The sequence below is a fragment of the Nostoc sp. genome (assembly GCF_036916735.1).
GTDB lineage: Bacteria > Cyanobacteriota > Cyanobacteriia > Cyanobacteriales > Nostocaceae > Nostoc.
This window is the reverse complement of sequence record NZ_JBALFV010000088.1, coordinates 1-15,209: the sequence shown is the minus strand read 5'-3', so window position 1 is coordinate 15,209 and position 15,209 is coordinate 1. Positions and strand designations below refer to the sequence as shown.

General features: G+C 39.9%; 10 protein-coding genes. 3 read left to right on the top strand and 7 right to left on the bottom strand.

Annotated features, from left to right (window positions below; translation table 11 throughout):
• Positions 1-61: 61 nt before the first annotated feature.
• Entirely contained in the window at positions 62-943 is an 882-nt protein-coding gene (locus V7L20_RS19495; RefSeq protein ID WP_334745670.1) for a DNA adenine methylase, read from the bottom strand.
• A gap of 431 nt (positions 944-1,374) precedes the next feature.
• On the opposite strand from V7L20_RS19495, the gene V7L20_RS19490 reads away from it, so the two are divergent.
• A complete protein-coding gene (locus V7L20_RS19490; protein WP_273763134.1) occupies positions 1,375-1,554 on the top strand; it encodes a high light inducible protein in 180 nt (59 codons plus the stop codon).
• Positions 1,555-1,639: 85 nt separating this feature from the next.
• Here the strand turns inward: V7L20_RS19490 and V7L20_RS19485 are convergent, their stop codons facing one another.
• The 4 genes from V7L20_RS19485 to V7L20_RS19470 form a co-directional block, all read right to left on the bottom strand.
• The gene (locus tag V7L20_RS19485) at positions 1,640-2,731 is read right to left on the bottom strand and encodes a hypothetical protein (RefSeq protein ID WP_334745669.1); all 1,092 of its coding nucleotides are present in this window, start codon (positions 2,729-2,731) and stop codon (positions 1,640-1,642) included.
• Between the two features lie 161 nt (positions 2,732-2,892).
• The gene (locus V7L20_RS19480; protein ID WP_334745668.1) at positions 2,893-5,868 is read right to left on the bottom strand and encodes a molecular chaperone; all 2,976 of its coding nucleotides are present in this window, start codon (positions 5,866-5,868) and stop codon (positions 2,893-2,895) included.
• Between the two features lie 26 nt (positions 5,869-5,894).
• Entirely contained in the window at positions 5,895-6,068 is a 174-nt protein-coding gene (locus V7L20_RS19475) for a DUF2887 domain-containing protein (RefSeq protein WP_334745667.1), read from the bottom strand.
• A gap of 51 nt (positions 6,069-6,119) precedes the next feature.
• Positions 6,120-8,660 (bottom strand): proteasome protein, encoded by a 2,541-nt coding sequence (locus V7L20_RS19470; RefSeq protein WP_334745666.1) that lies wholly within the window; start codon positions 8,658-8,660, stop codon positions 6,120-6,122.
• Positions 8,661-9,707: 1,047 nt separating this feature from the next.
• Here V7L20_RS19470 and V7L20_RS19465 point away from each other — a divergent pair.
• Both V7L20_RS19465 and V7L20_RS19460 read left to right on the top strand, forming a co-directional pair.
• Complete coding sequence (locus V7L20_RS19465; protein ID WP_334745665.1) at positions 9,708-12,851, top strand: PAS domain S-box protein; 3,144 nt, start codon at positions 9,708-9,710, stop codon at positions 12,849-12,851.
• A gap of 310 nt (positions 12,852-13,161) precedes the next feature.
• Positions 13,162-13,884, top strand: a complete 723-nt coding sequence (locus tag V7L20_RS19460; RefSeq protein ID WP_334745664.1) for a cyclase family protein — start codon at positions 13,162-13,164, stop codon at positions 13,882-13,884.
• Positions 13,885-14,203: 319 nt separating this feature from the next.
• Here V7L20_RS19460 and V7L20_RS19455 read toward each other — a convergent pair whose 3' ends face one another.
• On the bottom strand, positions 14,204-14,596 hold the full coding sequence (locus V7L20_RS19455) for a hypothetical protein (RefSeq protein WP_334745663.1): 393 nt from the start codon (positions 14,594-14,596) through the stop codon (positions 14,204-14,206).
• Between the two features lie 249 nt (positions 14,597-14,845).
• Complete coding sequence (locus V7L20_RS19450) at positions 14,846-15,019, bottom strand: hypothetical protein (protein ID WP_334745662.1); 174 nt, start codon at positions 15,017-15,019, stop codon at positions 14,846-14,848.
• Positions 15,020-15,209 lie beyond the last annotated feature (190 nt).

Here is a 15,209-nt window from a genome sequence, read left to right as displayed (position 1 = left end):
TAGCTATATTGAGAGTTATGGGGTTATCCTACCGGAAAATTGGAAGCTATTAAAGTTAGGGTTAAATTTCAAGGCTTAATTGCAAAGTTGGACTAGCAAGATTCTGAACTTGTGATTTTTTTTCCAAATCAAGTTTAACTTCGTAGTTAGTAATGAATAACTCTTTTCCTTTAGCCGCACCACTTTGTTTATAGTTATTCATTCCATACTGTAATTCCCACTTCGAGATATTAGCCCATTGAAAGTTTTCTATAATTTGTGTTGAGTCGTCGTAGGTAATTAACCAGCGATGATGACATTGTTGCAAAAGTTCAGAAAATCTTTGATGTTCAAAAAAAGTGTGCAAGTTACCATCTTTACCATATAGCTTTGATTTAGTAGCACTAAAATATGGTGGATCTAAAAATAAGAATACATCTTTACCCTCTGATTTCAATAGATGGCTATAATCTAAATTCGTAATTTTGACGTTTTTTGATAAGATATTTTCTAACTTTTCAAGTCGTTCTATTGAAGAATCAGTAAAGCGCTTATGAAAAGCTTCTTGGGAAAAACCACCTGATTCTACAGTTCCAGAAAAAGTAATTCTATTAAGAACGAAAAAACGAACGGCTCTTTCTAAATCAGATAATGTATTGACATCTACACTGGTCAATTCTAAAAACAATAATTTGCCATCTATATACTTTACTTTTATATGGCGAATTTCTTTAACTAACTGAGCTAGATCGGATTGGGCAAATTTCCAGAATAAGAAGAGTTCGCGGTTTAAATCGTTAATCCAAATTTTGAGATAGGGAAACTTTTGTCTTAAATAAATAAATACAGAACCACCACCCACAAAAGGCTCTCGAAATTCTGAAAAGCTTTCTGGGAAGTATTCAGCTATTTGATTTATTGCTTTTGATTTACCACCAGGATACCGCAGAGGACTTTTAATCATAACGAAAAATTATAACCTTCCAAAATTACTGGATACTTCTATTTTAAGTTTCTGATTATTTTGAGCTTCTAAAGCCAATTTTTTGATAATGTTTTTTTGATTGGCATTAAAAATTTTGGCGTTGCTGAATTAAAGTATGAATCAGGATGTAGAGACGTAGCACTGCTACGTCTCTACAAAGATTTTGGTATTATGCAAAATCATTTTCATACATGGAATCAGCAACGCCAAAATTTTAATATTTTTCTGGAGTTAAGCTACCAAAGCTCATTTCTATGCCTCGTTCTGTACCCTATCAACCTAAAACTACGTATACGTAATATACATTACTGAATTTTGCCTTGATTTGATGTTGCATTCTCGTAAAATTCTGTTACATTACTTTACAGGCAGTGACAACTATTACAACGTAAAAGCTCGGAGTATTATTTATGGCAAACGTTAAGAAGACTACGCCTTCGGTTTCAGAAGATCCTAATGCTTTGCGCTGGGGCTTCACTCCTCAGAGCGAAAACTGGAACGGTCGTTTTGCAATGATTGGTTTTTTATCTGCCGTTCTACTTGAAGTGTTTTCTGGTCAAGGGATTTTACACTTCTGGGGCATTTTATAGATTTAAACGTTTTTAGCTTCATTAGATAATCAGGCAAGGCAGCGATTCGTAAAATCGTCTGCCTTTCCTTTAGCAGAGAATTCTGTTACCGTAATGAACGAAATATTACACGACCTGGAGATTCTTCTTGATTAATTCGTGCATATACCCGAAGACAAGTTAAGACTTCGCCAGGAATACCACCACAGTCTAGTTGTAGGTCATCCTTGGATACAGTACAAATATCTGCATAAAGTCCCGATAATTGGCGAATTCGCACTTCATTACCTGCATTAATTGCCTCATCAGCGACTTTCTTTAGGATGCGCCGTGATTCATGTTGTAGCTTTCCCCACCAAGAATAACGTTCAGCTGGTGGTACAAATACTAGGGAATGTATCGCTTCGTCCATGTCAATCCAGGCACGGAGAATTGATAGGGAATCAGTATTTTTCTCAGCTTTTTGGGTGCGTTGGAAGCGATCGCTTAAAGCATCAATATATTGATCTCGCTGTTCTGCTTTGGAGTGTAAGGAAATGACATCGAAGCTAAAAACGCTCTTTAAAGCATGATGTAAATCTGGGTCTATTTCGATAAAATTCATATATAAAAATAGGAATGCTGCTGAGAAATCGGATACATTCCCTTGGGGAATTTGAGAATTTGAAAGTGCCTGTTGATATAAGGTCAATCCCTGAGTTTGAACAGTACCACTAAGGCCAGGGTAGATAATTTCATCGCGGATAAAGGGAAGTTGATAGAGGTTAGAATTATCTGCGATCGCACCAACTTCTTGGGCTAAATCTAAGGTGCGCGATCGCCAAGTTGCAGCCAAATCCTCTGGTACTCGCAGCAGTTTGCGTTGAATCTCATTCCACAAATCAGAGTCCGTTGTGCTTTGCAATTGGGAATTACCTAGATAATAATTAAGTTCTGAGTCAGAATCGAAAACTTCCCGCAGGTGACTTAGTTTTAAATCATCTGGCGCATCTTCCCAAACAGCATTTTGTTGTGAGGGTGAAGGTTCCAATAAGTTATGAAGTTCTTGCAGCACCTCATCACATATTTTAAATCCTGGATCTAGTGGAAATTCTGTACGAGCCTGATTTAAAGTCGCCTCTAGTCCATACAAACTAAACCGCAGTAATTGGGCTATCTCTGAGTTTTCTATTTCTAATAATTGACGCAAGTGCTGCATGAATCTCACCTCCAAATATTACTTGTATGTGATTCTTAGCGAATTAAATTTGGTAAACCTTTGCGTTTACTTTGCGCCCTACCCTGCGGGAAGGTGAAGCGCCTATGCGTTTAAAATCTTTATTTTTCAATACAGAAGAATGCAAAGGTTTAATGCAAGAGTTAATGTATGCCACAAAATGGATCGCGTTCTTTATCAACTTCGTTGGGCTGCAATTCTAATTCAACAAGATAAACGCATCCTTCTTCTTTGAGGCATTCTTGACTGTTTGATGTCCAGTAAGGGACTTCACCAGCGTGCATCCGTAGAATACCTTGATCGTCGAGAGTTACACGATATTGGCAAGGGTAATCTGTTGTCACATCTGGTTTGCTGAGTGCGCCAATCCTGATCCATTTTTTGCTGTTGGTTTCGGCGTCTGTTTGATAAACATAGAAGGTGTGCTGGCCTGTTTGAGGGAAGGGAGGTAAGGGATTACTAATTAACCCAATCCCTGGTTCCGTTACACCATCGCGCAGATAGTGAAATTTTTGAAACAATTTACTACCATCATTTCCTACTTCAAACACAAGATGATAGGCATCTGGTTGATCAACAGTTGCAGACTCAATAACATTGACGGCAATATCACCATCATTTAAATCTTTATTGAAGCGTTCCACAGCAATATTCCAGTTCAATTTGCCATCAACAAATAACGCTGAATTTTCTGAAACTACCGATTCCAAATCAATGCCAGGAATGTCAATTAAATAATGGGGATTTCCCTGACAAAGCAACACACTAAATTCAAGGGTTTGGTCAATTTCAAACTGGATTTTAAGTTTTCTCAGAAACTCTGCTTCTTGCATTCCCAGTTTATTCATGAGGTTTTTGCCGTCGAAGCTACCCCATAGTCGTAAATCTCCATCTTCGTAGTCTTGACGGTAAATAATATTAGTTAATTGGATTCCTTGCCATGCAGTACGAACCTTAGCAGCAGTTTCCCAAGGTGCTAGTTGATAAAGTTCTTGTCCAGCTTTAAATATAGTTAGCAAATCATTACTTTGAGTTTTGCGTTTGAAGTTGCAGGGTAAATAATAAAATAGGTTTTTGACATCAATTTCTAGCTGGTTTGCTCCCTTACGCAGCAAGGTTTTTGATTCTTCTGGATCGAACCTTAATCTTCGCAGTTTCTCGGCATAGCAAGCACCAGCGGAGGTGGCTAATTTGGTAAATTCCAATACAAAGGTAATTCGTTCTGGATTCCACACAAAATATGGAGATTTACTAAATTCCTGGTAAATTTGGCGCTGCACTATGTCTAAATTACAAGTTTTTCCAGACAAAATTAACCAATCAACTTTTTGGGAATTCCAAGAATCTTTGGTGATATCATCAGGACGCAAGCGACTTTCCATCAATCCTTTGGCAATACCGATCGCTTCTTTAATCCCAGAAGTGGCGGCTCGTTCAAATTGGTGGTTATCTAGGGTAATGCAGATGCTATTTGGATCGTTGACTTGCAATTTAACACTGCTTTGGGTGAGCAGTTCGGAAATTTGCTGCTCAGAAAGTGTGAAGGTTAATAGAGAATTATCTGCTGGTGGCTTTTGACCAAGTTTAAGTTTAGCTGCTTCCGCATAATCCCAGAGGATATAAAATGATTGCAGGCGTTGGGGCGCTTGTTGCCAACGAGTGGGTAATACTTTCTCGGCAATATCTAGGGCATCTTTGTAAGCAATATCACCTTCTGGATTCTCTTTATCTAGACATTTTAAAAGACTGCCACTTTTGAATTTGCCTTGTTCTAAAAAGCGCTCGTTTAACTCTGAGTTAATTAAATCTTCTAGCTTTTCGCTTTGTATATTACCTATTGCTACTGCTGTCAATAAAAAATCTGCAATCGCAACTTTTAATAATCTCAAAATTCGCAGTGTAATTAACTCACCACCTAACTGTAAATGACCAGATGAACCTAATAATTTGGGAGTGAGTTTATAGTAACGTCCTCCTAAACCTCGGTCTTCATAATCGGCAAAATTAGGAGTTTTATCTTCTAAAGTCAGTTCAATTAAAGCTAAGTCTGTAGTTCCCCCGCCAATATCCAAAACGAGAACATTTTGTGACCATTTGTTTCCTGCTTGGCGACAACGGGTTTTGAATGACTCGATGCCAATGTTGAGATTACCACCAAATTCTCGCCATAAAAAGAATATTGCCACAGAAACAGCTTCATCATAAGCAGTTTGCACATCGTCGATCCCCAACTGCTCAACTAATTCCTTAACTTCCTTGCGAACAACTGGTGGAGCAACAGTGGGGTAGGTGACAACTGCTGTTAAAAAATCTCCTTCTGAAAACCTGCGTTGGGTGCGTTGGCGGTAATCTTCAGTTAACTCGATTAAATGCGCCCAAGCTGATTGGATCAGTTGATTAGCGGTAATTATTTCTTCTTCACCATCCAAAATAATTGCAAACAAACGATCCTGACCAAAATAGCGTTTGGGTGAATGGTGAAACTTGCTGATAATTTCCTTTAAAGAACCGCTTGTACCTTGAGCGATCGCTTTTTTTCGGTTATCTCTAGCTTCCCTACCCATCCGCAGTTTTAAGTCGCTTAACTGCGAAATTTCTGACTCGCTAGGAATTTCCGTATCGCGGCGATCGATATCCAACACAACTGGGATTAGATTTTGCGACTCTAGGGTAGGGACGCGAAATACCTCATGATAGATTTGGTAAAGTTTTTTGCTGACAGCACGGCGGAATCTCTCACTGTTTCCTAAAGAAACTTCAATTTGGCGAATTGCTTCCAAAAACCGCTCTTTATTGTCACTTTCAAAGACTTCACTCAATTGGCTGGGTTCTATCTCTAGGTTTCTGCTAATTTCTACAATAAACTTTTCCCAATCATCAGCACTGACATCTGGTAAAGCCACTGAGGCGGGAGAACTCAGCCATTGTGATAAGCGATCGCGCAACCGCATTTCCTGTTCTTTGGGTAAAATTTCTGCGATCGGTACTTCAATTGGATCGAAAAGTGTAACTGTAGAATTCGATGTACCAAAATCTAAAGCAAACCATCCTGGAAATCTTTTTTGTTGTTTCTCGCTTGGTTCTTGCTCGCTATATTTGTTGAGTTGAAAAGGGTTCATTATAGTATCACTTACTGTTGTTCGTTTTATAGTTGCATCAGGTGGAGGTGAAAATACCCATCAATCCCAAATATTGGTTCTTTAACTTCAACTGATTCAAAGCGATAACTACTAGTTTCGGCTGGTGGCTGTTCTACTAACTCGAAAAACAATCCTGGGACACGTTTAAAAATTGCATAAAAAATTGCATCATGTCTCACAAATACATCCTCATAGCGTAGCGATCGCAATCAGTCACTTTCTGAGTTGGCTTATCTCAAATCATCTAAGTAAGATACAGCAGCAAGTTCTGAAATAATCTGCAACCAAGTAGGAATTGCAATCTCAGATGGCAAGTCTCCAGCCACCAAATATCTCAGCAAAGTTTCTTTTTTTGAAATATTTTGTAAACTAGGAATAATTTGATCCAAAATACCTTCAAGTTCGGAATTAATTTGCTGATTAATTTCGCTAACATACTGGACAAGATGGAGGCTGGCGCTAGCAGTAATTTCATCTCGCAGTCGCAGAACAAAAAGTTGGTGATTACTCGATCTAGGTAAACCTTGGCTTTTTTCTGGTGCCCAGTCAAAGATTTGACCAACGTTGTGTTTATCGTCTTGACGCGCTAGAGGAAAGATAATTTCGGGCGCAACAGTTTTGTTTTTACTACTGATTTCGGAGATGATTGCTTCCTTCCATTCGTTAGGATCGCATCCTAGTAATAATTTGTAAAAGAGATCGGCATCTTCAAAACCAAATTTTTCTTCGATTTCTTGTTCCATTTGTGGGTGGAAAAATGCTTGCAATTGTTCGCGTTCTGGGGCAACATAATTTGACAATTGATTCAACAAATCTACCACTGCTTGATGGATGCGATCGCGGGCAAAATCTTCTACTTCTTTAACGGTTTTCTCAAATACTGGATAAAAATCATCGCTTTTAGTCGGAAGGGAACTATTGACCCGATTTCCCCGATCAAATAATTTCCCAGCTGCACCTTTAGATTCTGCCAGAGCGATCGCTCCATTGTTGGCTTTGTTGAAGAGTAAAGTCCACTGGTTCCAATTCAGTATTCTAAAAGTAAGTTCGTCTTTTACTACATCGCTGACAACAACACCGCGCCGATCTTTGAGTGGTTCTTTCCCTAAATCTTTTTGAAAATTCCTGTAGATTTTATCCAAGCTTTCGACCACAAAGCGCAATTCGATAAAGGCGGGACTATCGCCTGTGGGGATACCTTGATCGTGAATTTCATCTATGATGTCCTTTAAGTGATCTTGTTGCTGACTCACCACATCAGCCGATCTCCGAGTATCTTCATACAGTTGCTTCAGACCATGAGTCGCTACGTGGGTTTGAATCAATTCCCGCAGCTTACTAAGTCCCCCATCTTGACTAAAGTAACCTAGCTGTCTGCCCAAATAACTGCGAGTGTTAGATTCTAGTAGTCGTTCACTTAAGTGCTGCCATTTTTCTTGTAGCCGTTTAGACCGATCTAAATAATCAGGATAGTCTAAGTTAGCCAAAAACTCTGTTGAACCTGCTTTCACGGTACTAGAACGTTTTGCCAATTCAGCTAGTCCCAACAGTGGCGATAGTAAAACGATGCGGTCTTTTTGGATTGTAAACGCTTCTGCACCGTCAATGGTAGTTTGCAGAACTTTGAGTTTTTGGAAAACGGTTTCTTCTTGTAAATAGCTATCTTCAATCAGTTGGTCAAGTTCTCTTTCGCCACCTTCGCCCTCTAGGGGTAGTTGATCGAAGCGACCTACACCTACAAGAATTAAATCTTTTAGGTCTTGTCCAGGTCGCTGCTGCTGCATCATCGTAAAGATTTTATTGGCGCGATCGCTCCCAGGAGATTTACCATTTAGCAATACCAAAATTGTCTGTACTTCTGCCAATTCTCGCAGCGACAAAAAGGTATCCCTAGCCCCCGAATTAGCAGCCCCTAATCCCGGAAAGTCGATGAGAATAAATTTGGCTGCACCTGCAAAATCCCAAATTTCCCGTGAGATTTTCACATCAATATCCACGCGACGGATCAGTGGGAAACTGTTTTGTAATAACTTTGTTGGTAGTCTTTGGGGTGGACTCGGTAATCGGATATGCGCTGGCGGTAAATCCTCAAATTTCAAAGTTTGAATTGCCATTGGCTGTTCGACTAGCTGTAGCCCCTCGCGGGCGGTGGTAGCATCAATCTGGTAGCGCCCACCACACATAACTTCCCCATAAGCTTGATAAGCCCGCAAGAATAGTACTAACTCTCGCAGTAAATAACGTAGCTCTAAATTGTTACTGCTATTCCATGCTTCTTCACACCAGCCAATAATATCTGTACCAGAGTTGAGTTTCGATACTGGTATAGGAGGAAGCCCGGCTGCTGTTGTCCGTTTATTGGCTTCCCCTAGCATGAAGCGTAGACACTCATGTACTCCTTCATGAGAAAGATAATCTACCGTAAAATTACTTAATTGTGTAGTTGCAAAGTCCTCTTGTGGTATGATGTGTATAGCGGTAACATTACCTGTAGTGGGGTTTTCGCTGACCGGCAAAGCATCTGCATATCCAATTAGACTGCCTAAAAGTAAAGTTTTCCCACTACTGAATTCCCCCATCACGCCGATTTTTACAGGTGAAGTTGCAAGGTCTACAGTTTTCTGGGCAGCTGACCGCAGACGCAGGAGACAGTCATCAAGACTAGCTGGAACCCAATCTTCTTGTTTTGAAGGGTGCTGGGGCACAGAATCTATCTTTCGGAGGATGAATTCGCCGTACTCCTTAAAACGGCCCAGTTTATCTGGTTCCATAAAGTAGTTTCCGCCTAACATTAATTTCTCTGAGCTTTATAACATATAAAATGCGATTGCTAGCCATTGTTAGAACCTGTTGAGATCACATTTAGCATTTCCTTATTTAATTTGCGATTTTGGGATCAGGCGTTTTGAATGGTCAAGACAATTTTGATAAATCGGGTTTGAATTGGAAAATTGAAGAATAATTCAGAAGTAACTAAGTAGAGTTTTATACCATAACTTGACTAAATACTCCTTATTAGAGATGTGTGTATTAAACCCTTTTATACCCTTTATTTTAAGACGATGTCCGAAAAATATTAAGTGAATATAATTCGTTACTACACAAGCAAAGTCTACTTACGCAGAAAACCTAAAAAATCAAAAATTTCCAATCCAAGGAGATGGGTTTTGTCTGTATAGCAATCCTAAATGATTTGTAAACTTCTCTCCTTCTTACCTGCGCTTTTCTCTGCGAGATGCTTGCTGCGCGATAGCGGTTCGATAATTTTTACAACTCGAATAGGATTGCTATGTAGCCGCGACTTATAGTCACCAGGACTCTAATTCATGCTGAATTCTTCTTGATAAAAAATCAATATTGATTTGATATGAATTTTCTGATTATTGTAAATTTATGATAAAGATGTAAATATTTTATAATGAATCATATAGTTTTGTTAAAGCTAAATCATGTTTTTGAGCAATGCGATTACATAGCTAAAATGAGCTTATAGAGACTTTTAAGAATATCCAAAGCTAACAAATTTTTCTAACATAGAAATAGCTTAGATTTCATGAAAAATGCTATAGCTAATCTTAATGATGAAATTAGTATTTTTTCAGTTTATTTATAGTAATAACATAATTATTTTGGATATAAAATCAAATAAAATCTTAAGATAAATAGCAGGTTGACATGAAACCTATATATCTATTAACAAATTCTATTTTCAGACTCTTACCTTAATAATTTAGGTAGAGCAGGCAGGCAAAAGTGTTTTCTAAAAAGGTGCAGAGCAATATTAACTAAATCATGGTCGAAGAAGATGAAAAAGCATTTTGCCAGCAGGCGCGTCTGTACCTGCGCCTAGAGAAGAGATAGGCAATATCTGGACTTGCAGCGTCCATCCAGAAGATAGACAGCAATGTGAAGATATATACCTAAGAGCATTTAGGGCGCATAATTCGTTCCAGAGGCAATATCGCCTGCGTCGGGCTGATGGCGAATATGGCTGGATTTTAGATACAGTCGCGCTACGGTTTGCAGCAGATGGTAGCTTTATTGGTTACATCGGTTATTGTGCGGATATAACAGAAGTACGACCTTTCTTGAGAGAAAGTTGCTCGGCATTTACAAATTATTCTTGTTGTCTGCATGAAATTACAGAGCAAAAACAGGTGGCAGAATTAGCAAAAGCATTAGAACAACTACAAGCTGAAACTGCAAAACGTCAAGCAGTTGAAACACAGTTACGCCAAAAAACATCAGAATTTGCAGCGATTTTGCAAGTGCTTCCTGATTTATACTTTCGTCTTGATGCTGATGGAACTATTCTGGATTACAAGCCAGGAAAGATGGATCATCCGTATATCTCAACAGGAGATTGTCAGGGCAAGAGTTTGCGAGAATGCTTACCGATTACTGTAGGCGATCGCTTTCACCAAGCAATAATTCAAGTACTTGAAACTCAATATGAAGTCAGTTTTGAATATACCTTAGCGCTACTAGAAGGGAAAAATAATTTTGAAGCTAGGTTATTACCATTACCAGACCAGCAAATCATAGTTATTGTCCGCGACACCAGCGACAAAGTACAAGCAGCATTAATAGAAAGCGATGCTAAGTTTCGCAGCATTGTTGAAAACGCCCATGACATTATTTTTGCATTGACTCTTGAAGGGGTATTGTCCTACGTTTCTCCTAATTTGACCGATATTTTAGGGTATGAACTTGCAGAGGTTGAAGGTAAATCCTTAATTTCCTTCATACATCCTGACGATGTGCTTATTTGTGAAGATTATTTCCAAAGAATTTTGACAACAGGCGAAAAACAAGACGCAATTGAATATCGAGTAAAACATAAAAATGGCAGTTGGCCATGGCATACAAGCAACTCATCTGCTATTAAAGATGCCAATGGTAATATTTTAAACTTTGTTGGTATTTGCTATGACACCACTGAGCGCAAACAAGCAGAGTCAGCTTTAGCAGAACGAGCGCGTTTAGCACATTTTCGTGCCGATGTAGACGCAGCCCTAACCCAGAGTGACAGCTTACAGAACATGATGCGCCGTTGCACTGACGCTTTAGTTGAACATCTCGACGCAGCCTTTGCTCGCATCTGGACGCTGAACAAAAAAGACAATATATTGGAGCTGCAAGTCAGTTCTGGAATGTATACCCACATTAATGGGTCTCATAAATGTGTGCCAGTTGGTCAATTCAAAATTGGTTTAATTGCCCAAGAGGGCAAACCCCACTTAACTAACTTTGTGCAGACAGATCCTCGTGTAAGTAACAAAGAATGGGCAAAGCAAGAAGGTATGGTTGCCTTCGCTGGCTATCCCCTAGTTGTTGAAGATGAAACTGTAGGAGTGATAGCCATGTTTGCCCGCCAAGCCATAACAGAATCAACTTTCACAGCACTGGAATTTGCCGCCCAGGAGATTGCCATTGGCATCAAGCGCAAACAAGCAGAAGTTGCATTAAGAGAAAGTGTGCAACGGGAAGCCCTACTCAATCATCTTTCTAATCAGATTCGAGCTTCCTTGGATCTCAATTATATTGTGGAAACCGCAGTGCAGGAAATTCGTAACTTATTCCAGATTGATCGCTGCGCCTTTTTTTGGTATCGGCAAGACGCTGAGTTACCTTACTGGGAGAGAGTATATGAGGCGAAAAGCCCCTGTTTCTCCTGTTTGGTTAATCAGCAAGAAGCAACTAATGCAGAAATCGAACTAATTGCAGCCAAAACCTTGAACAGAGAAATCATCCGCATTAATGATGTTGAGGCTATGAGCGATTGCACTGCACAACAATTTTTGCAGAATTTCGGTTTCACTGCTTTTATGTCACTCCCCGTATACACCCAATCTGGGGAAATTGGCACATTTAACTGTGGTTCTTGTAGTGGCTCTCGGCCTTGGTTGGACAACGAAGTAGAATTATTGCAATCAGTTACAGTTCAACTAGCGATCGCCATCGACCAAGCTAAACTTTACACCCAAAGTCGTATCGCTGCCCAAACAGCCCAAGACAAAGCCCAGCAACTAGAAGCAGCGCTGCTAGAACTTCAACAAACCCAAGCACAACTGATTCAAGCTGAAAAAATGTCCAGTTTGGGACAATTAGTTGCAGGTATTGCCCACGAAATCAATAATCCCGTCAATTTTATTTACGGCAATATTAGCCACACCCGTGAATATATCAAGGATTTGCTGCACTTGGTAGACCTTTATCAACAGAACTATTATCCACCAAAACCAGAGATTGACCAACAAATCTACGCGATTGATTTAGACTTTCTCAAGCAAGATTTGCCCAAAATCCTGGATTCTATGGACATGGGAGCCGAACGTATCCGGCAGATTGTCTTATCTTTACGCAATTTCTCTCGCCTTGATGAGGACGGCACAAAGCCAGTAGATATTCATGAAGGTATTGATAACACTTTGCTGCTGTTGCAAAATCGCCTGAAAGCCAAATCAGGACATCCCGAAATTCAAGTAATCCGAGACTACGGCGACCTACCACCAGTAGCGTGTCACGCTGTACACATGAATCAGGTGTTTATGAATCTATTGACAAATGCGATCGATGCTTTAGAAGAGTCATTTGTCATTAGTCATACCTTGCAAAAAGGCGAAGCGTCTATGTCATTAGTAAACAACACTGTACAAAGGACAAATCACCAAGAACGAATGACTTTTCCCCAAATTCGTATTCGCACTTTTATTCAAGAAAACCATGTAATTATTGGCATTGCTGACAACGGCCCGGGGATGACTGAGGAAGTACGCAAACGGGTATTTGACCCCTTCTTTACTACGAAACCCGTCGGTAAAGGCACGGGCATGGGGTTATCAATTAGTTACCAAATTGTTGTAAGAAAACATGGTGGGCAAATCCAGTGTATTTCAGCACCAGGAGAAGGTACTGAGTTTGCGATCGCGATTCCATTCAAGCAGCAATTCGATTTGTAGACATTACGCAAATTTAATTAAAAATTAATCAAAAATTAACCTATTAGTTGTTAACTAATATTAATTCACTTTTTGCTGCAACATTTGAACCCCCCAACAACCTGAAATTTACAGGAATTGGGGGATTATTTCTTCTAATACAAGGAGTAGAACTACAAATGTTGCAGTTGAATCATTTAAAAAACATTGTAATGGTAGTATTATTTTTGCACTGAAACCGTGATAACTGATAACTGTTGACTGTTCACTGATTCTAAGATATTTCTTAGTTGAGGCAGTTCGGGAATAAAAGCAGGGGGAGAGAAGAATTATGATACAACCCCAAAATCAAAATAGTATCACCTACACCCGCGTTATCCACCTAAGTCATGTAATTGACATAGATATTCCCCAATGGCCTGGCGACCCTCCAGTAGAATTTGAAACTGTGGCTGAACTGAATAATGATGGCTATTACCTGCGACGTTTCTCCTTGGGGGAACATAGCGCTACTCATATCAATGCCCCTAATAGTTTTCATAGTTCTGCCGTGGGAATTGACCAATACCCAGCCCAGTCTTTAATTGTACCTGCGGTGGTCATCGATATTCGCCAAGCCACAGCAGTTAATCCTGATTATGCCTTGACTATTGCTGATGTTCTGGCTTGGGAAGAAGAATATGGTGAAATTTCTCCTGGTTGCGTAGTTATACTGAATACTGGTTGGCAAAAAAAGTGGTTTGATAAAAGTGCATTCCTAAATCATGATTCTCAAGGAATTGCCCACTTTCCGGGTTTTGGCAGCGATGCAACTCAATTATTACTGGATGAACGGCAAATAGCAGGGGTAGGAATTGATACTCACGGTGTAGACCGCGGACAGGATAACAGTTTTGCTATTAACCACTTGGTGTTGGAGAAACCGCGCATTGTATTGGAGAATCTCACCAATTTGGATCAATTGCCACCTAAAGGTACTACTCTAGCGATCGGCATTCTCAGGTTGCGTGGTGGTTCTGGTTCTCCTGTGGGGGTATTGGCGTTCGTGCCTTAATTTTTTATATCGATATTTGCTTCTCACGCCAATTCCCGAAACTTGAGGGTAACCTGGAAAGCAAGCAAACTAGGTATCGTTTACTGGTTCTTCAGAAACGGCTGCTTTTGTTGGCGCTACTTGTGGACGCACTCACAAGCGCGTCTGTTTAGAAATATGTTTGCTGGGAAGCCTAACTACTAAGGTGTGATCCTTACGCTGTCTGTGTAGAAGCTGCTTTTAAGTCTGTGGTCGATTTTAACTGCTTAATGCTGGCTTTACAAATGCGATCGCCAAACATAGGCATCATTCACCGTGAATGATGCCTACTTGTTGCTTATTACGCCGTCTGTGTAGAAGCTGTTTTTGAGTCTGCGGTGGATTTTAACCGGGTGATAGTGGCTTTACGAATGCGATCGCTCTTGCGTACCCCGCCTGTCATTTCGTATTCTCGGCTGTCTTTACCATACTTCAACGCCACACCACTGACTAAGCGCTCTGAAGTTTCGCGAATGGTCTTTTCAAGGGTTTCTATTTTTATTTTAGCTGAGTCAATGGCAGTTAGCATCATATTATACTCGTCAATCTCGTTGCGGAGTTGCTCGGTTAACTCGGTTAAATGGTTTAAACTGATCGAATCACCGAAATCGAGGCTGGAATTAATCGATTTAAATCCGATTACTTTCTGTTCAGTTCTTTCTAGCACGGTAGAGCTTTTTTTTTGGCGTGGCATCAATGGATACTTTTTACTAAACTTATCTTTCTAGAGTGCCTCAATGGGACAATGTAGCGGTTCAGTAAAGCTTACGAAAGAAATGTATTTTTTTAACTACATTTGCCTCTTTATCCAGTAATTACACTTGACTAGAGAATAAATAGTTGAGAACGGCTTGTCTTGTGAACCAACAGCCTTGTCTTGTTAATGAATGGACTTGTCTTGTTAACCAACAGCCTTGTCTTGTTAACCAACAGCCTTGTCTTGTTAACGAACGGGGTTGTCTTGTGAACCAACAGCCTTATCTTGTGAACCAACAGCCTTATCTTGTGAACCAACAGCCTTATCTTGTGAACCAACAGCCTTGTCTTGTGAACCAACAGCCTTATCTTGTGAACCAACAGCCTTGTCTTGTGAACTAACACAGGACTTACGCAGCAATGATTAGTCATTGCGACCAAAACGCAGTGTAGGGAAGCAATCTCGTCAAGACTGGGATTGTTCGCTTTGCTTGCAGAGAGGGGCTTGTGATATTATTTATATAAGTAAGCTGATAGGCGCAAAACCCTGTGTCTTCAGACCAGGGATGTAGCGCCAACGGTGAATTTATTCACCGTGATATTTATTATTT